Source organism: Bradyrhizobium sp. RD5-C2 (assembly GCF_019972155.1).
Classification (GTDB): domain Bacteria; phylum Pseudomonadota; class Alphaproteobacteria; order Rhizobiales; family Xanthobacteraceae; genus Bradyrhizobium.
On sequence record NZ_BOVL01000008.1, the window covers coordinates 85,854 to 103,531 of the forward strand.

A 17,678-nucleotide genomic window follows, 5' to 3' on the forward strand; every position below is an offset into this window, starting at 1 on the left:
CAGGCGAACCCGGATTGGAAACTTCACGCGACGGTCAGGGACGGCGCCGATCTCGATCGAATCCAGCACGCGGCGGGAGCCACGGAGTTTAGATTGAAGCATCGGTATGAACTGCGAACCGATTGGTGATCGAACCGCGGCAAGGCTGGTTAGTTGCGATCACCGGCAACAGCGCGACGCGCTCGTTCACCGCTTATGCATATCAAGGTAGGTGGTCAAAATCCAGCCGACGCCTCCGCTCAAGAGAGCAGCGAACCAATAAAGCCAACGGCTGAGATTACGAACGCCGGTGGCCTGCGCCTGGACGCTTTGGACGGTCTGGACTGTTGGTTTCATGTCAGCGATGTCCTTCGTAGCCGTCGCCACCTGCGCGCCCAATGCCGTCATGTCCGCGCGGAGGTCGTCAACCTTCCGATGGAGATCCTTTCGCCCTTCCGAGGCCTTTTCCTCCATTCGCTGCCATGTCTGCAGCAACGTCGATACCGTAGATTCAAGCCCACCGATCTTAGCGGCCATTTGAAGCAAGGCAGCATTTAAGCTGCCACTATCATCACCGCTCATTTCGCGTTCTTTCGCTTGAACAGGCTGAAACCGTGCGCCGGCGCATTCGCCGGCGGCGCGCTCTCGCAGGCGACGCCGTCCACGCGGCCGATGCCCTCGCGGATGTCCTGGTATTGGCAGACGGCGCGACGCAGGCAGGCATTGACCTTTGCCAGCGCGGCACGGTCGGTTTTCCAAAGCCGCTCGATCTCGCCGGCGTCGAGCTCGCGGTCCGGCGTATCGACCGGCGCGCGCTCGCAGGCCGCAACGTCCGCCGGCAGCGCCGGAATGTTCGGCGCGTCCGGAGGCGGAGCCTGCAGCTTGTCGACGCTACCTGACGCCACGCACCCGGCGAGACATGTCGCGAGTAAAACACTTGATAGGATTAGCCGGCGTTGCATCGATTGCCCCCTGGTTAGACTGGATCTGCGCCTCGGCCGCCGCGGCGCGCTTGGCGTCGCGCTGCTGCAGGGCATTGGCGAAAACGAGCTGGCGATCCTTCTCCTCGAGGCGCGCCTGCAATTGAGCATTCTGCGCGGCGACCTGCGCCGCTTCGCACTTGGCCTCTGCCGAGCCAAAGCCGGCGTTGTAGAGATGCGCGCCGCCGGCGATCGCAGCGCCGCCGGCGACGACGGCCAGGCCGCCAGCGCACAGCGCGCCGGCGGCAAACGGCGAGAGGTTGACGCCGGCGAGGCCCGCCAGGCGCATGACGATTGCGACGACCCAGCTCATGCGTGTTTCCCCGCGCGATAGTCAGCCAGGCGGCGCCGCTCGAGCTGGTCAGCAACAAACCAGACCAGGACGCCGACGCCGGCGACGACGACCAGGGCGGCGATACCGATCGCGATCGCCTGGATCGCGCCAGGCGTCAGGCCGAGGCCACCCACCGCGTCCTTTGCGGCCGAGACCTGCGTCGCGCGGTCTGTAAGCCAGGCGAGCACGCCGGCGCCGCCGAGGCCGCTCGAGCCGCCGAAGATCTTGCCGGCCCATCCCTTGGCGCGATCGGTCAGCGCGATTGTCTGCGAGCCCTCGTCGCGGAGATCCTCGACGATCGCGCTCGCCCGCGTCTCGGCGACCGGGCGCGGCGCCTGCGGCTTGCCTAGCTCGGCGATCAGCTGGTCGTCGATCGCAGGCGTCAGCGGCAGGCCGCGCGCGTTGCGATAGGCCAGGATCATTCCCTCGGTCCGCCCCTGCGGCGATTGCTCGCCGTCGACCTGGCCGACGTCGTAATAGCCGAGTTCGCGCAGCCGGCGCTGCACATACGCGACCGCCTCCGGATCGACCGGCGCCGGCGTCGTCGCGAGCTTGGCATGCTCTTGCGGATGCGACATTGCGAGGCCGTGCTCGAATAGCGCCGCCTCGTCGTCGCGGCGGATGCGCAGGCCCTTGCTGTCAGGCCAGAGCCGTTTCATCGACCGGATCAGGCCGGGGATCTTGGCGAGCTCGCCGCTGCCGATCGCCGCCTTGATCTGCCGCATCTCCGACCAGCGCGGCCCCGGCTTGTTGAAGCCGCCAGCGTCGCGGTTAAAGGCGATCGACAGGATGACGCCCTTACAATCCGGCGAGAGCTCGTCGAAACCAGGCAGCAGCCGCCGGCAGATCGCCAGATAGCGCGGAATGTCATGGCTCGAGAAAACCTCGAGCGCGACGTCCCAAGGGATGTCGACGACGCCGCGCAGCTTGCGCGCCAGCTTTTCCGCAGCCGGCCCCGTGACGCCGCAGCACTTCGCCAGCGCCTGCAGCATCGCGTCCGGGATCTTGCGCGACCAATCGGCCAGGAACTGCTGCCGCGTCGTCTGGCCGACGTCATAGCCGCAGCCAATCGTCACGCCGGACTGTTCGCCAGGCCAGGTCGCGCCGCTCAGATGCTTCGAATACCAGGCCGAGCTGGTGACCTCGGCGCTGACGATCAGGTCAAAGGTCGCACGGGAGATGCCATGCAAATCGATAGCGCTCGCAGAAATGACTGCGCTGGTCATCGTGATAGTCCTTGTGTGATGAAACGGGGCCAGGAACAGGTATTCACGGCCGTCGTTAATTCGGCAGAGAGCGCCGAAAATGAAAGCGATGACACCTGGAGATTGCAGGGACCGTGCCGATCACTACCGGCAGGCCAAAGCGATGGCCAAAGACCACTTTACCCGCCGCTATCTGGCGGCGATGGAGCACAGCTACCGGGTCTTGGCAGAGAGTGAGGAGGCCTTCGGGAAGGCGCCAAAGTTAGAAGACAAACAGGGCTGAAGATCGGCTGGTCAACCTGCCTGTCGGAGATGCCAACGACCCCGACAGAGAAGTCTCATCCGCGCCAACCCGGCCTTGACAGTCTGCGCATGTGTTCTAAGTTTTCGACCGGGCAAGGCCCTCCCATTTTTCAAGGAAAATTATACGACCGTCAAAGGATGACGACGATGACTGACGAAGATTTTGCGCTGTTGCGGAGCCATCGCAACAACATCCATCGATACCGCAGATTGCTCGAAACCCAGCTCTCCGCACTTGAGCGTCAGTATTTGGAAAGGCGCCTTTCGGAGGAGCAGACCGCGATAGAAATGCTGTCGAGGTCGATATTTCCTCTCGAGCTGGGCGCCGTCTCGCGACGATCGCGTCCAGCCACGGCCTAGGCAGCTACGACAATGTTGGACGTCGTCCTGACCGACCGCCATAGACGCGGCTGGGAATGGGAGGTTCGCGATCCTTCCGGCAAGATACTCCTAGCCGGACGGGAAAAGACCCGACGAGCCGCGAAGTACGCGGGAGACCGGGCCTTGTTCCAACTTCTCGTCACCGATCCGCAATCAATAGACCTAGAAAGACGAAGGTAGGAAGCGCGTTGCCGCTCAGTATCTGCCCTGGGTTCAGCCGGCGGCGCCGGTCAGACCAAGGCGCTTGCGCGAAAGTCGGGGCAGGTCGATCGGCTTTGACTTACGTCAACGTGTTCGACCCGTGGAGGGAAGAACACCGTGTCGGCATGAAAAGACAAACCGACTGGATCACATTACTCGGCTGCGTCGTCATCGCCGCAACCTTGTTGATAGTTGCTTTCGTTCTCACAGCCCAACCCGCTTAGACCAGGGCGTTTGCGCGAATAAGAAGCTGGTCGACCTCCGGGTCGGTGAGGCCGACGATCGTAATCATGTGCTGAACCAGAGGATCAGCCCGCCGGATCTCGGTCGCGAGATCCCACTCCTCCTGGGCGTTCGCGTCGGCCGCGATCGCCGCCTTAACCGCGGCCCATGTGCCGAGCTCGTCAAAGGCGCGCTTCAGGCCGAGCTTGGTGCAGGAAGCCGGCAGCGGCGCCGGCGGATTGAGAAACGCGAGAACCGCCGGATCATCGTCCGCAACCTGTTCAAGCGCGCGATCGGGCTGCAGACAGCCGAACCAACCGACGATAATGCCGGCATCGTTCCGTTCAATGAACCCCATGATGATTATCCCTCCAACGGATCATACCAACCGCGAGTCATGAGCTTCAACGTCGTGCTCGCAGCGGACGATCGCGCTGCAACGCCTTGCGACGTATCGGTCCAAACTCGAATTTCAGCCATGTTGCCGCTTGCACCGGACGTCACCTCGATCCCAGTGCCGCCGTTGGTGTAACCCGGTATGTTGTCGATCAACGCCTTGTCGTGCACCCACCAAATGGTGTTGAGCGTGCTGTTCCAGGCGGCGACCGTAAGAATGGCCTGGACCTGGACACCGGGCGGAACACTGGCAAGCGTGTAATTCGTCAACGTCGTTCCGAGATTGGTCACGTTGACGTCGATTGAAACACCAGGCCACCAAAACTCGCGACCGCGCTGCAGGATTTGCAGAAACACGCTGGATGACGTTGACCACCAAACCGCGCCGATGCGCCTGAACAGCGTGAAACCGGACGGCATCGTCGGTGCGGTTGCGCTGGCCGAAATCAAGATATCGGTTGCGGCGGCCGTCGGGTTTTTGATCGCAAAGACATGATAGAAGCGAGCCGCAAGCGCGCCGGTATCCAAGCATCCATTGCCTGTGCCGGCAGCGAATGCCGCGCCGGTTTTCGTGATGTTGCCTGGGATGCTGATGAAATCCGCTCCGGTGCTATCAGCCGCAGTGCCGGCACTGACAGCGAAGCTATTTGTCGATCCGGTCTGCGAGATTTTCAGACCGTTCAACGCTGACCTCAACAGCGTCGGCAATGTAAGATTTTTAACGGCTGCGGACTTGTCGCCAAGATCGGCGAGGTTCGCAGTCGACGACAGATCGCCCGCGCCCGGCTGACCGATGCGGCTGAATGCCCAATCCGCAAATGTTCCCGCGCCATTGGATTTATCGCGGAAAAGGATCAATTGCCCGTTGGCGGGATTGTAGGTGCACTGACCCTCGACCCAATTGTTGATTGAGCCGCTGGACGACGCGCGCAGACGCGCGCCGTTCAGGTACGACAGATCAATTTGAGTCTGAAAGAGAACGCTGCCGAGACCGATCGATTGCGACGACGTGCTTGTTCCTTCAGCCAACCCTTGAGCGATCAGCAGCCATTTGCCAGCCGCCCGATCGGCCTCGAACGTGGTCGACAGATGCGGGACGATGCACTGGTAGATGTTCTTGTTGAGCGGATACACCACGATCGACGCCGGCGCCGCCGCGACATAGTTCTGGCCCGTCACCCAGGTCGCTGTCTGCAGCCACGCCAGCGGTCCCGTCGCGCCTGTATCGCCCTTGGCCGCCAGCACTTGCCAGTAGGTCGCATCGGGCGGCGCGTGCCCCGAGCCAGGCGTCGCGTTGCTCCAGACGAACGACGAACCGTTCAACGTCGCCACGTCATTGAGAGCGTATGTATGCGCGGGATCATAGGGCGCCGGCTGCCCGAGCGCCTTGTTGACGCCCTGGTAAACCCACACGCCGCCCGTCTTCAGCCACTCCTTGCCGGTCGACGGCTGCCGCGCATACTGCCCGTCGTCGCCCTTGGACGGATCGGGAGCGGCCTGGTCGGAGCGCACGAAGATGTAAAAGCCGTCAGCCTCGAGCGCGCCGGTCAGGCGGATGACCTCGGCCGAGTTTTGCGCGCCATTGAAGCGCAGCGGACTGGTCTGCAGGATCTGGTACGCGGTCCCGGCCGGCACCGCTGCAAACGGCCATTTCGCGATGACGAGATGCGTGTCATCGGTCACGCCGAGAATGTCGACGCCGGCGAAGCCGTCGACGATCAGCTTGTCGAATTGCTGAATGTTCGACGCCCAGAGCGGGCCGCCGGCGCCGGCAACGGAAACGGCGCCGGCGCCGATGGCCACGGTGCCGGTCGCATAAATCAGGTTCGGCATAGGATGGTCTCTCCGAAATCAGCTTTGTGCGAGCGCATCGATCTGCGCCAACAGGTCGAGGATCTGCGCCGGCGCGGCCCCAGCGTCCGGCCGAGCCGGCCAATTGCGCGCCATCGTCCGCGCGTCAGGCAGACGGGACAGAGCGCGAAGTGCCTGCCGGAACGTCGCCCATGCTTCGCGGTTCGCGACCGGCCGATCCGGAACCATGTATTGATCGGTCGACGCCAGCTCGGCGGAGACCGCGAGCACGATGGCGAGCGCGAGCCGCTCGATCAGAAGCACGCGCTTTTCAGCAGCGGGTCGCGCGACGATGGCGTCCTCTGGCCTCTGAAACGGACCAACCAGCGCGACGTCGACCATATCCTCTAGCGGATCAATGTCGCGATCATCCGCGGTCCGCAGGATATAGTGATCGGGGAAATTGCTCTTGCCGTCGATCGGCTCGGCATTTCCCCACGACCGGATATAGCCGGTCGCGCTGCAAAAGTGGACGATCGTCATCGCTTTGCCGCCATCATGAACATCGAGCCGGACGCAACGCCCCAGAAGCCGGGATTGCTCATCGTCACGCTAACAGGGATCGCCATCACGCCGCCCGTTGCCGCGATCTGGACCGAACCCGAAAGCGTCGGAGTGAAGGAGACGTTCTGGCCGGAGAACGTATATTGCGAGACGACAGAGCCGTTCAGCGAAGCGGTGAACGTGCAATTGGACGCGATGCTCCCCGACTCGTAGACCACAAGCGGGCAATTCAAGTAGAGCGTCATCGTCTTGCCCGCCAACCCGGTCGTGTCGAGCGAGAGCGTTGTCCCCACAATGACCGTCGTTGAACCGCCCACGGCGATCGCACTGATGCTCTGCACGATCGGCGTAATGATCGCGTTATCGCCAATGCTGAGGCTCTTGACGCTGAGCGCGCCAATGACGCCGCTGTCAGACGTGATCGTGCCGGTCTGAATATTGACGGCCGTCACCTGGCCGGCGCCAATCATGCGAGTGAAGATACTGCCGTCGAGATAGACATTCGCGGCGACGCCGACCGCCGGCAAGCCATTGATCGTGCCGACCGTGAACACCGGGATCGCCAGGCCGCCGTTATAGCCAGGGAGCTGAACCTGGAATTTGTCGGACTGCACGATGAAGGCGGACCAATTGGCGCCGCCGTCGAGGCGAATGCTGCCGGTCACAACGCCGTTGACGTTGATGCTGACGCCCCAGCTCGCGCCGACGATGCCGTCGAGCGTCGCGATCGCGGTCGCTTGCTCCGTCACGGACGCGCCGAGGTCGCCAAATTGTGCGGCAACCGTGACCTTGTAATCGGCGAACGCCGTCTTGGTGTCGTAGGCGACGGTCCGGACGTCGTCGATCGACGCATTGATGCCATCGGCCGTCACCTGGACCAGGTTCTCGACCTGCTGCAGCTGGTCCCATGCCTGCTGGTTGCCGGCCTGCTTGGCGAGTGTGATCCGCGCCGCGACCTGGCGCATCTGGTCGGACATCGCGGTTTCGAGATCCGCGATGTCCTGCGCGTGCTGCTGCTGCAAGGTCGTAACGGCATATTTGATGCCCTCCTGCAGCGATTTCAGCGCGACCGCGCCGTCCGAGATGACGATCGTCGGCGCCTCGAGGTCGACCGTCGAATAGGGACCGCGCAGAGCCGAGTTGACGGCCTGGACGCGCAGCCGCAGCGCCGCGTTCTGTACGACCTGGTCGAACTGGTTCGCCGCGCCCTCATAGACCTGCGCCCAGGACGCGCCGGCGTCATAGGAGACATCGGCGATGTAGTAGAGCGCGCCGGCGGCCGGAAACCAGCTCGCCGACAGCATCGGCTCGGCCGTGCCCTGCCCAAAGCTGGCATTGAGGCCGGCGATCAGCGGCACCTTGTCGTTGCTCGGAAACTGCGGGCTCGGCAGCACGGGCGGATTGCCGAGATCCGTCGCATGGACGCGTTGGTCGTCGACGACCAGGCTCAGTGTGCAGAGCTCGCCGTTCGGCACGCCATTGAGCACGACGCAAAGCCGGGACTGGTTGTCGCCGGCGCCGATCTCAAACGATGGATCTTCGCCGCCGTCCTCGCGGGCCAGGACGGCCGCGAGCGTGGTCGCCTGGGCGGTCTGCGCTGCGGCCAGGCTGCCGGCGTCGAGCACGGCCTGGGACGCATCCGCGCCCTCGGTGCACAGGATCGGGCCGAATGATTTACCGTTCGCCTGCCGGAGGCGGATATAGGTCGGGCCGCCATCCCAGCCAGGCGCCGGGTTGAGCGTCAACGTGCGGCCGGCGACCGCGACAACGGCGCCGCCATAGCCATACGCCATCGGCAGCTCGGACTGCACGCGCACCACAGAACCATAGGTGATCGCCCTGCCCTCGTATTCGACATCGAGCTGCACCGTCTCGCGTCGATAGATGGATTGCAGGTAGTAGAAGGCGCATTCCCGGAACGCCTGGTCGCGGTTGACGATACCGTCGACGCGCTTGGTCTCAGCATAGGTTGCAGTGAAGCCGATGGTGTTCGGCGGATACTGGACCTGCGCCGGCAGCCAGGTTTCCTCGTCGAGATATTCGACTATGACGGCATCGGGATCTTCCTCGCCCAGCATCTGAAACGAGACCTGCGTCGAATCCCGCACGATCTCGCGATCGCTGAGCATCATGGTCGGGACGTCGCGCCATTCGTCGCGCACGATCGAGATCGTGTCGCCAAGCCAGAAGTGCCGCGCCCGCGACGGCGTCAGGATCTTGTCGAGCGCCTCCGGCACGGCGACCGCGGTCGTAAAGCGATAATCGAACGTGTCGCCGCGATTGGCGCAGCCGGTCGCGTGGTTCATGACCGCGTTGAAATCGACCTTTGAAATCGGAAGGCCAGAGCCGTACTGCCCGCTGGTCGCGGCGTCGAGAAACGCCCATGCCGGATTACGCGTCGCCTGCAGCACGAAATTCGAGCCGTTCCACACCAGCACCTTGCGGGTGCCGAGCACGCCGAACTTGTAGGCGCCCTGCGTCGACTGCGAGGCCAGGAGGCGGATCGCGACAGTCGAGACGTCGGGAAACGAATTGTGGTTTTGCAGGAACGACCGCAGCCCAGCCCATGCGACCTGGTTGGAGCCGAGATCCGTGCTGAAGGCCGCGTCATCCCGGCGAAAGCGCACGGCATAGCGGCCAGCCGGGACGTCGACCTTGCGGCTGTCGCGGATCGGGCTGGTGGTGCCGTACAGGTACACGCCGGAGAACAGCGTCTGGAACGCGCCGGTCTGCGCGCCGGCGTCGTTAATCGGGCAATATTCCGCGGTCAGCGGAATGCGCGCGTAGCCGATCTTTGCGCCGTTGCTGCCCTGGTTGAAGGTGGCGCAGCCGGCCGGCAGGACGAAGTCGACCGCGATCGACTGCGCTAGCGTGCCTGGCGGGTTGGCCGCGAACGGGCCGAGCCAGGCGCCGGATGTCGTAGCGCTCGGCGCGACAAAGAAGCCGCCGGCCGTACCAGTGCCATCGGGCAGCTGCTGGCCGGAAACCTCGGAGGACTGGTCGACGTTGGTCGGGAACAACGTGACCGTTGCGCCCGGCTCATAGAACGCGATCTGCGCGCCCGGAAAGGTCGCCGAGATCCCGTTGGTTGAGTCCCAGAGGACCGTGTCGTCGACATAGATCGCCTCATACGCCATGCTGCCCATGGTCGGAGACAGCAGCACGTTGAGGTATTGGTCATTGCCGACGAACTCGGCCCAAGGCGTCGCCGCAAAATCCGGATAGTCCTTCACGCGGCCGTACCAGACCGGCAGCGGCTGGCCGAGCTTGGCAACGTTGCCCTGCGCCATGACCGAATAAATCTGGTCCTGCGTCGCCGACGGCGTATTGGTGGCGCCAGCCTTCGGCGCCACCAGCGCATTGACCAGGAGCGCGCCGCCCAAGCTGATCGCGGCCGTCGCAACGCCGCCAGCGATGGTTGCTGTCGCGCCGGAGAAGGCCAACCCAGCGAGCGCCGGCCCGGCCCATGCGGCAAAGGCCGTGATGGCGACCAGCGCGACCACGCCGATCACCTGCTTCATCGTGTTGCCGCCGCCGCCCAGCGGATAGGACAGAAAGCGCACGGTATCGGCCGCGCGGATGCGCCGGCGCCGCCAATCCTTGCGCAGAACCGGCTCGCCGTTGACCTCGAGCACGGTCGGCAGGCCCTTACGGAATTGCCAGCCGTAGCGGCGATCGCGCGATGCCCAGCCGGTCCGGCGCAGGAACGCCGTGAAGGTCTCGCGCGGCAACGGCTCGGCGCGGGCGACCTCGAGGCCAGGCGCGACCAGGTGCAGCACAGGCTGGCGCGCGGCATCACGGCGCCGCGCACGGCGAGCGCGCGGCCGCGGCGCGCCGATCTCCGGCGCCGACAATCGTTTGACAGATCTGTGCATGTTTATCTTGGCTCGAAGAAAGAGAGCTTTTTCCAGCCCATCTGGCGCAGCGCCAGGACGGTCTCAAAGGCGACGCCGGTCTTGCCGTCGCAGTGAATGACGCGCGCCTCGGGCCGCATCCAAACGCCGATGTGCGCGGGAAAGCGCAGGCGCGCCATCAGCACCAGGGCGCCATCAGCGGCCGTCACCAGGCCGCCCAGCCCTTCCGGCGCCTCGCGCCAGAGCGCGCGCTCCGGATGCCCGGCGATCGCCTCGAGCACCCAGCGCTCGGAAAACCCGTCCGGCACCGCAACGCGCGGCAGCTCGCGGCCGAACAGCTCCCGCTGCACATGGCAGGCGAAATCCCAGCAGTTGCGGGATTGCCAGGCCCATGCCTCGCCGATCAACGGCGAAAGGAAGGCCGAACGCAGCCCGGCGGATTGCACAATTGTTATCATAGGTTAATGCGAATAAGTTCCACTTGCAGAACTCTCCCGAGCGTCAAAGGGGAAGCTCAAAATGAAGGACATGGCGGCGCACTTAGAGAAGCTGCGCGTCGAAGCCGAGGAGTGCGAACTCATCAGCAAGCTAGCAACCAACGCGACGAAGAAAGCGCTTTTTGCCAAACTAGCTGCCCATCAGCGCAATCTGGCTGATGAGGTCGAACGCGCGATGAAGGATTCTCGGCCCGGCGGCTAGCGCGCTCAAATGTTCCGAGCCAATGTTCACGTTGGAACTGAACACGGGCCATCTGCACATCACCCGGACTTGCCCGGGTAGGAACAGTGAGATCACTCGATTATTGGTGGGTCATCACCGAACGGACCTCGGCAACTATCGGTGACTGAGAGTGCTGCATGCTCCCGCCTCACATGGGAGCGCACCCAATGCGTCGATATTTTTTCGATCTACGCGACGAGCAAGGCGTCGTCTCGGATGACGAGGGGATGCTGTTTTCAACCCTGGAAGCTGTCCAGGACGAAGCCGCACGGGCGCTCGGCGACTTTGCCAGAGATGAGGTGCGGCGAGTTTCACCGGACGGGGGATCAGCACGGCAATTGACAATTGAGGTGCGCGACGAGGTCGGCGCGGTAATGCACGCTACATTCTCGTTCGAGATTAAACGCCTCCAGTAAGGCACCTCAGTTGGCCTGTAGAGGCACAATTTGCACTATTCTGCTGTGGTTCATCGGAGTAGGTTTCAGCTCCAACGCAGGAGTTGCGTCATGGGCCGTGATCTAATTGAACGCGTTTCCATCGTCTTACTCGGGCTCAGCCCACTCGCCATTGCCGCCATCGCTATGTTCATGTTGTGAAGGCGCTCATCCTGAGTCCGCGCGAAAAGAAGCTCCTGAGGCGCATGGCTCGGGGGCGGAGTGATGTTGCAATTGCCGCGCAGATCGGGGGGACCGAAGCACAAGTATCTGTCCAGCGTCTTCGCTTACTCAGGAAGCTGAAAATCCATTCTCAGACTCAGATCGTGGATGCCGCGGAAAAATTCGCTAGATGGCCTTCGCGAGAGCTGCGACCCACTTCCAGTTCGAACCTGGCTCGAAGCACCGAGCCGGTAGATGGCCCCAGCAACTAGCCTTCCTTCACACAGGCCCCCAATGGTTGCTGGGGTCGCTCAATCAAAGGGGCCGCCTCAGTTGGCGGCCTCCTTCATTAAGTGATGCGATGCTTGTCGCTTCGAGCCGACTTTCCCCGTCCCACCTCTAGGGCAGCAGCGACGGAAACTGCACGTAGTCATAATTCTTCATGATGCGCGGAAACCGCTTATTCCGCAGGTTCTTCACCATGACGTCGCCGGTCAGCGAGGCGCCGACCATCGCGACGTTGCGGAGCTCGAACTCGACCGGGCCATAGGCCGGCTCGCTCAGATCCGGCGTCGAATATTCCCGATACAGCACCTGGAGATATTCGCGCGTGCCTTGCGCGGTCCGGATCTTCGGCACGAGCTCGCGCGCGACGTTGTCGATCTTGACCTTGATCGACGGCGGCTGCCCTTCGCGCTGCTCCGGATAGCCGGCCTGAAACGGGCAAGCCATGAAAGTGACGGTTTCGCCACTGTTGCGGACGGCGCCGACCTCGATGCCGAACGCCATGTCATCGCCGACATTGGCGACGATGCGCGCCGGCTGATCGAATGAGGACTGCCAGACCTCGAGCGTGTAATAGATCCGCGCCGAGGGTGGGCAAGAGGCATAGGCCTCGAGCAGAGCTTCATTGTGCGTCGGCATGATTAGACGTCGTACACGCGCAGCGTCATGGTGACCGCGACCTTATCCGGCGAGAGATAGCCATAGAGCAGCTGCGAGCCCGGCTTGATGAACTGGCAGACCTTGGTGACGTAGCTCGAGCCGAGCCAGATATTCGCGGTGAACCGCCCCGTGCCATTGCCGAGCGTGCCCTTGACCCAGGCGACGAAAACATCGTGCTCGGCCATCGGCATCCAGATCGTTTGCGTCACGGTCCCGACATTATCGCCAGGCCGCGGACGCTGGCGGGTGTTGCCGCCCTCCATGTCGGTTGCGAGCGGGTCGAGCATCCGCTGCAGCGGGCGGAAGCTGTCGGGATCGGGCATGTAGGATGCGATCGGCCAGGACGGAAGCGGCATGCGTTATTGCCCCGTAAACTGCTTGACGCCGTACTGGCTGCCCAGCACGCGCCGGCCGGAGCCGGCCGAGAGCGAGTCGCCGACCGCGCCGTCAACCATCTTGCGCAAAGTGACAGTGACGTCGCCGTTCGACGACTTCTGAACCGTTGGCGAGGCGTCGCTGTAATTATTGATGGTGACCTTTGCCCCCTGGCCGCCGCCGGCAGCTGCGGCGCCGAGCGCGGCCATCTGGCCCTCGGTGAACACGCCCTCGCCGCGCCTGGCGATGATCGGCACTTCGTCGCCGGCGATGCCGCCGGTGTGGAAGCGCGGAGCGCCGGCGAACCAGTCCGGATGGATCGAACGCGTCGGCATCAACGGGTCGCCGACGATGCCGCCGGTGTGATGGATGGCAGCCAGGCCGCCAGCCCCTTGCGTCGGCGCGGCCGTGCCGCCGGCGCCGCCGAAGCTAAACAGACCGCCGCCGCCAAACGACGATTGCAGCGAGCGCATCAGCGGCTCCACGATCGTGATCTTAATGATCATTTGCTCAATCGCCTTGATGATCGCGTTAGCCATGTCGGTAAAGCCCTGCGCCGCGGTCTTGGAGCCCGACACGATATCGGTGAGGCCGGAGGTCAGGTTCTGCTCGATCGCCGAGCCCATTTCCTTAAAGGCATTGTTGCTGCGGATCGCCTGCGCCTCGACGCTGCGCAGCGCCGTCGTTACGTCCGGATAGAGCCCCTTGAGCTGCTGCGCGATCTGCACGTCATCCTGCGACAGCAGCGACGTGTCACGGTTGAACTTGATGTCCGCCGCGACCTTGGCCCGTTCCAGCGCCTGCGCAGCCGCAGCGGCGCGCTCGCCGAGCTTGTCCATCTCGGCGCGCAACGCGGCCGTGATCGGCGTGCCATCCTTCATGGCCGCCGCGGTCAACTGCGCAACCGCCTTGGCCTTCTCCTGCTCGGCAACCGACTTGCCGACCGTGGTCGCGGCGGCGCTGGTAACCTGAATGTATTTTTCCAGCGACTCCGTCGCGCGATCGTAGGCGCTCGCCTCCTGCGCGACCTGCGGCGCTTTCGACTTGTCGGCCTGCCGGTTCAAGCCCTCGGCCAGGCGCTTGCGCGCATCGGCGAGCAGCGCCTCGCGTTGTGCACTGTCAGCCGCCGTGGTGTCCGACGAGCCGAGCAACTTACCGGCTGAATTGATCGCGGTCGACGCCGGCGCGCCGACGACAGGCAGTGCGCCGATATAGGGCGCCGCCTTCTGCAGCAGGTCGCCGATGCCATGCATGAAATCGACCATCGGCGACAAGGCCGCGCCGATCCGCTCGGCCAGCTTGAACACCGCGTCGACCGCCTTGGCGATCTCCTCGACGATATCGACCCAGGTCTCCTTCATCTTGATGCCGAGCTGGGTCAGCAGGTCCTGGATCGGGTGCCAGCGCTGCGAGAGGATCTTCTCGGCCGCGTCGAGCCGGTCCTGCAGCTCGACCGCGTTGGCGATCGTGCCGGCCGAAATCAGGTCATCGGCCTTGATGCGATCGGCCTTCTCGATCAGGTCGTCGAGATAGCCGGAATCCTTCGCCAGGTTGGCCGCCGCCTGGTCGCCGAGAAACGAGCGCGTGATATCGATCGCCGCGAGCCGCTGGCCCTTGTCGAGCGCCTGGTCGACCAGGCTGGCGACCGCACGCAGGCGCTCCTCGTTGGAATTCGCGTTCTTGAGGTCGCCGACGCCGGTGTTGCCGGAGAAATTACCCGCCTTGACCAGCTCGTCGAGGCGGTTCTGCGCCGTGGTCCCGCCGAGCCGCGGCGCCGCAGCGTCGTTCAATTTCTTGAATACCTCCGTCAGCGCTTCGACCGGCGTCTTGGCCTGCTCGGCCGCCTTGGCGATGCGTTGATAGAATTCGGTCGACACGCCGGACGCCGCGGCCTTCTCCGAAAGCGCGACATATTCGGCGAGCTTGGCGTTGCCGAGCTCCCAGGCCTGCGCCACGGACTTGATGACGTCGACGATCAGGAAGGCCTTGCCGAGCAGCGAGAGCGCCGGCAGCAGCCTGGAGCCGATCGTGGCCGCCGTCCCCGCGAGCGACGGGCTGAACGCTTCCATGGCCGCGCCGGCCGTCTTGACGTTGCCGGCGAGCAGCGCAAAGGCCGGGAAGGTCGTCTCGATCGCGGTGCCGATGCGCACGACGCCAGTGCCGGCGGCATTGGTCGCCGTCACGATGCCGGCGGCGACCGCCTCCAGCGCCACGCCGGCGCCCTGCAGCGCCGGCACGGCCATCCCGTTGACCACGCCGCGGAACGCCGGCGAGAACGCATAGGCGGCCTCTGCGGCCTGCCGCAGATGGTTGGCAGCCGAGGCCGCGCCCTCGCCGGTGATCGCGAAGCCGTCGCGGTTGTCATTGGCGACCTGCTTGGTCTTGGAGAGGTTCTCATTCGCCGCCTGGATCGAGGCCGTGAGGCGGTCGAGCGCCGCCCGCGTCTGGTCGACGCCATCGGACTGGCCGCGGATCGTGACGGTGCGAATGGTATCAAGCGACGGCATCAATTGCCCCCGTTCGGCTTCAGCTTGCGGTGATAGTCGAGATAGGCCGCATCCATTGCGTGGATGATCTCGGCGAAGCGATCGAAGTCGTCCTGCACCAGGCCGTAGCGCTCGGCATAGAGATGGATCGAGCGCCAGGGAATCGGGCCGCGGTCGAAGCCGATCGGGCGATCAGTGGAGAGCCGCCGAAAAGCATCGGCCTCAAACCAGAGATGCCCGAACAGATCGACGCGGCTCGCGACGCAGGGAAGCGTCTGGAGCGGGACGCCGGCGGCCGTGGCCGCCTGCATGATCGCGTCGATCTTGTCGGCCCAATCCAGCTGCCAGGTCAGGACGTCAATCAGTTTTTTGTCTCGGTCTCCTGGACCGGCTTGCGACGCTGCGCAATGACGCCGCCGGCATAGGCGGCGCCGGCCTGGAACGTGCGGAAATCCGGATCGAGCAGAATCTGCTCGCCGAGCTCGCGCGTGTATTTCATCGGCGTTTTGCCGTCATCCTCGGTCAGGCCGTCGACGTCCATCACGACCGTTTCGAGCAGCAGCGTGCCGGCGATGCGGTCCTGATCTTCCGGAGACAATCCCTCGGCGCGGTCGCCGGTCGGGATCTGGCGCACGAGCTTGCCCTCAAGCGCGCGGTAATCCTTGTTGTTGGTACCGCGCGCCTTGATACGGATGCCCGGCAGGTTCGGAATGTTGTCGACCCAGTCGCCCTGCTCGATCAGGGCGGAGTCGACTTTCATGGAAGAGAGCTTCATCTGTGTAGCCTCGGTTGATGGTGGCAGTGTGAGAGACGCACCGGCGATCGCAATCGCCGGCGCCATCGCCCGTTACTTGGATGGCAGATACCAGAAGCGGCCGACCGACATGGTGAAGCCGAGCGACGCGTCGCGGATCGCGGTAAAGCCGCCGTCGATCGTGACGTCCTGATTTTTGCCGCTGACCGATGGCGAGCCGGAGCCCAGCTTGATGCTGGGAAAATCGAACAGGATCGATTCCCGGTTGCCATCGGAACGCCCGACGCGCATGTCGAATGACGTCAGCGTGTTGTTGACGATCTTCCGATAGATCGACGGATCGCCGAAATAGGTCTGCAGCGAGCCGCTGACGGAAAACTCACCGTTGCCGGTACCGACCGCGCCGATCGAGCCGATCGCCTGCTGCGCGCGGATATTGTTGTTGATGGTGAAGCTGGCGCCGAGCACGAAGTTCGGCCCGGTGATGGTCGAACCATCGAACCCAATGCGGCCGACATTGCTCGAGGTGTTGAGAACGTCGTAAGTCGGCGCCGCAACGTCGGTCGCGCCGGTCGCGCGCGCCATCGGCGACGGCAGATAGGCGTCGCGGCCAATGTAATTTTTGGTGTAGGTCGCGACCGCCTGCACCTTGCCCTCGACCTGCAGCGTGTTGAGCGTCATGCCGCGGAGATACTCGTAAGTGACCGGCGTATGGTCGAGGTACTGCCGCTCGATCGTATTCGATCGCTTGGTCGAGCCGTTGACCAGGAAATCACCGCTGAACACGCGCAGCGTGACGCCGGCGCCGGCGTCGGCCGCCCAGCCTGCCGGCACGCGATCGAACGAGATTTTGTGCGCAGCGACCGCCGAGATCCGGCAAAAATCATTGTTGACCGCGGTGCCGGTGAAGGAAAAGCCGGCATTGTCCCCGTCGCCGAGCCGCACCCACTCGCCAGGGGAAAGGCCGAACGTCGTCAGATCCAGCGCAGCCGAGGTCAGGCCGTTGCCGCCGACCGTGACGGCCGCGAGATCGCCGGCCGCGCCTTCGAAGCCGACCTGGCGCACCGAGGCGCCGACCGGGATCTGCGCCCCCTCGGCCGTAAAGGTCGCGGCCGGATAGACGATAGTGCCTGCGGTCGACGCATTCACGCGCGCCAGGCGGTTGTTTGCCGGCGTGGTGAACCCCTGCAGCAGCGTCAACATGCCGGCGACGAAGGCAGCGCCGCCCGCGGCAACCGTCAGCGTGGTCGCCGAGACGTCGGAGATCTCGGTATCCAGCGTTGCGACGACGATGGCCGGATTGTTCGACCAGGTCCCCTGCAGCGCCTCCTCGAGATCGTCATCGGCGACGCCGAACGCGAGCTCACCACCGACCGCACCGCCGGCCTCCTCGCCGACCAGGATCAGGTCGGTCACCTGGCGATCGCCGCGGATCTCGTTGGTGGTGACGGTTTTCGGGTTGGCGTTGAGCCCGCTCGAGGTCTGCCGGATCTGCTTGAAAGCCGGATTGGCGGGAATGACGCCGAAGGCGGCCTCCCGCACCTTCGCCAGGGCAACGCGGTTCGTCGACTGAAGATCAGTCATGTCTGCTT

General features: G+C 64.2%; 20 protein-coding genes. 5 read left to right on the top strand and 15 right to left on the bottom strand.

Going from position 1 to position 17,678, the window contains the following annotated elements; all coding sequences use genetic code 11:
• Nucleotides 1-186: 186 nt before the first annotated feature.
• Genes BraRD5C2_RS08055 through BraRD5C2_RS08070 form a run of 4 tightly spaced genes read right to left on the bottom strand, consistent with a single transcriptional unit; the run spans nucleotide 187 to nucleotide 2,519 of the window.
• Complete coding sequence (locus BraRD5C2_RS08055) at nucleotides 187-561, bottom strand: DUF1515 family protein (protein ID WP_223967752.1); 375 nt, start codon at nucleotides 559-561, stop codon at nucleotides 187-189.
• Entirely contained in the window at nucleotides 558-884 is a 327-nt protein-coding gene (locus tag BraRD5C2_RS08060; RefSeq protein WP_223967753.1) for a hypothetical protein, read from the bottom strand. Before BraRD5C2_RS08060 ends, BraRD5C2_RS08055 begins: the two co-directional genes overlap by 4 nt.
• Entirely contained in the window at nucleotides 871-1,272 is a 402-nt protein-coding gene (locus BraRD5C2_RS08065) for a hypothetical protein (RefSeq protein ID WP_223967754.1), read from the bottom strand. Before BraRD5C2_RS08065 ends, BraRD5C2_RS08060 begins: the two co-directional genes overlap by 14 nt.
• Nucleotides 1,269-2,519: a peptidoglycan-binding protein gene (locus BraRD5C2_RS08070; RefSeq protein ID WP_223967755.1), complete on the bottom strand. Its 1,251-nt coding sequence runs from the start codon at nucleotides 2,517-2,519 to the stop codon at nucleotides 1,269-1,271. Before BraRD5C2_RS08070 ends, BraRD5C2_RS08065 begins: the two co-directional genes overlap by 4 nt.
• A gap of 79 nt (nucleotides 2,520-2,598) precedes the next feature.
• Here BraRD5C2_RS08070 and BraRD5C2_RS08075 point away from each other — a divergent pair, with 79 nt between their 5' ends.
• On the top strand, nucleotides 2,599-2,781 hold the full coding sequence (locus BraRD5C2_RS08075) for a hypothetical protein (protein ID WP_223967756.1): 183 nt from the start codon (nucleotides 2,599-2,601) through the stop codon (nucleotides 2,779-2,781).
• Between the two features lie 167 nt (nucleotides 2,782-2,948).
• Nucleotides 2,949-3,161, top strand: a complete 213-nt coding sequence (locus BraRD5C2_RS08080; protein WP_223967757.1) for a hypothetical protein — start codon at nucleotides 2,949-2,951, stop codon at nucleotides 3,159-3,161.
• A gap of 442 nt (nucleotides 3,162-3,603) precedes the next feature.
• Here the strand turns inward: BraRD5C2_RS08080 and BraRD5C2_RS08085 are convergent, their stop codons facing one another.
• The 5 genes from BraRD5C2_RS08085 to BraRD5C2_RS08105 are packed head-to-tail and all read right to left on the bottom strand — an operon-like array spanning nucleotide 3,604 to nucleotide 10,656.
• Complete coding sequence (locus BraRD5C2_RS08085; RefSeq protein WP_223967758.1) at nucleotides 3,604-3,963, bottom strand: hypothetical protein; 360 nt, start codon at nucleotides 3,961-3,963, stop codon at nucleotides 3,604-3,606.
• Between the two features lie 5 nt (nucleotides 3,964-3,968).
• Nucleotides 3,969-5,834 (bottom strand): hypothetical protein, encoded by a 1,866-nt coding sequence (locus BraRD5C2_RS08090; protein WP_223967759.1) that lies wholly within the window; start codon nucleotides 5,832-5,834, stop codon nucleotides 3,969-3,971.
• Nucleotides 5,835-5,852: 18 nt separating this feature from the next.
• On the bottom strand, nucleotides 5,853-6,335 hold the full coding sequence (locus tag BraRD5C2_RS08095) for a phage tail assembly chaperone (RefSeq protein ID WP_223967760.1): 483 nt from the start codon (nucleotides 6,333-6,335) through the stop codon (nucleotides 5,853-5,855).
• On the bottom strand, nucleotides 6,332-10,231 hold the full coding sequence (locus BraRD5C2_RS08100) for a host specificity factor TipJ family phage tail protein (protein WP_223967761.1): 3,900 nt from the start codon (nucleotides 10,229-10,231) through the stop codon (nucleotides 6,332-6,334). The genes BraRD5C2_RS08095 and BraRD5C2_RS08100 overlap by 4 nt, the downstream gene beginning before the upstream one ends.
• 2 nt (nucleotides 10,232-10,233) lie before the next feature.
• On the bottom strand, nucleotides 10,234-10,656 hold the full coding sequence (locus BraRD5C2_RS08105) for a hypothetical protein (RefSeq protein ID WP_223967762.1): 423 nt from the start codon (nucleotides 10,654-10,656) through the stop codon (nucleotides 10,234-10,236).
• A 73-nt stretch (nucleotides 10,657-10,729) separates the two neighbouring features.
• Between BraRD5C2_RS08105 and BraRD5C2_RS08110 the strand changes: the two genes are divergently transcribed.
• The 3 genes from BraRD5C2_RS08110 to BraRD5C2_RS39640 all read left to right on the top strand — a co-directional run bounded on the left by BraRD5C2_RS08110 (nucleotide 10,730) and on the right by BraRD5C2_RS39640 (nucleotide 11,798).
• Nucleotides 10,730-10,909: a hypothetical protein gene (locus tag BraRD5C2_RS08110; RefSeq protein ID WP_223967763.1), complete on the top strand. Its 180-nt coding sequence runs from the start codon at nucleotides 10,730-10,732 to the stop codon at nucleotides 10,907-10,909.
• 188 nt (nucleotides 10,910-11,097) lie between these two features.
• Nucleotides 11,098-11,346 carry a DUF6894 family protein gene (locus BraRD5C2_RS08115; RefSeq protein ID WP_223967764.1) on the top strand — a complete coding sequence of 83 codons (249 nt, stop codon included), beginning with the start codon at nucleotides 11,098-11,100 and terminating at the stop codon, nucleotides 11,344-11,346.
• A 176-nt stretch (nucleotides 11,347-11,522) separates the two neighbouring features.
• The gene (locus BraRD5C2_RS39640; protein WP_223967765.1) at nucleotides 11,523-11,798 is read left to right on the top strand and encodes a response regulator transcription factor; all 276 of its coding nucleotides are present in this window, start codon (nucleotides 11,523-11,525) and stop codon (nucleotides 11,796-11,798) included.
• Nucleotides 11,799-11,925: 127 nt separating this feature from the next.
• Here the strand turns inward: BraRD5C2_RS39640 and BraRD5C2_RS08125 are convergent, their stop codons facing one another.
• From BraRD5C2_RS08125 to BraRD5C2_RS08150, 6 genes are all read right to left on the bottom strand, one after another.
• Nucleotides 11,926-12,450 (bottom strand): DUF1833 family protein, encoded by a 525-nt coding sequence (locus BraRD5C2_RS08125; protein ID WP_223967766.1) that lies wholly within the window; start codon nucleotides 12,448-12,450, stop codon nucleotides 11,926-11,928.
• 2 nt (nucleotides 12,451-12,452) lie between these two features.
• On the bottom strand, nucleotides 12,453-12,827 hold the full coding sequence (locus BraRD5C2_RS08130) for a hypothetical protein (protein WP_223967767.1): 375 nt from the start codon (nucleotides 12,825-12,827) through the stop codon (nucleotides 12,453-12,455).
• A 3-nt stretch (nucleotides 12,828-12,830) separates the two neighbouring features.
• A complete protein-coding gene (locus BraRD5C2_RS08135) occupies nucleotides 12,831-15,353 on the bottom strand; it encodes a hypothetical protein (protein WP_223967768.1) in 2,523 nt (840 codons plus the stop codon).
• A complete protein-coding gene (locus BraRD5C2_RS08140; protein WP_223967769.1) occupies nucleotides 15,353-15,643 on the bottom strand; it encodes a phage tail assembly chaperone in 291 nt (96 codons plus the stop codon). The genes BraRD5C2_RS08135 and BraRD5C2_RS08140 overlap by 1 nt, the downstream gene beginning before the upstream one ends.
• Nucleotides 15,644-15,693: 50 nt before the next feature.
• Nucleotides 15,694-16,092: a hypothetical protein gene (locus BraRD5C2_RS08145; RefSeq protein WP_223967770.1), complete on the bottom strand. Its 399-nt coding sequence runs from the start codon at nucleotides 16,090-16,092 to the stop codon at nucleotides 15,694-15,696.
• Between the two features lie 87 nt (nucleotides 16,093-16,179).
• Nucleotides 16,180-17,670, bottom strand: coding sequence for a phage tail tube protein (locus BraRD5C2_RS08150; RefSeq protein ID WP_223967771.1), 1,491 nt, complete (start codon nucleotides 17,668-17,670; stop codon nucleotides 16,180-16,182).
• Between the last annotated feature and the right edge of the window lie 8 nt (nucleotides 17,671-17,678).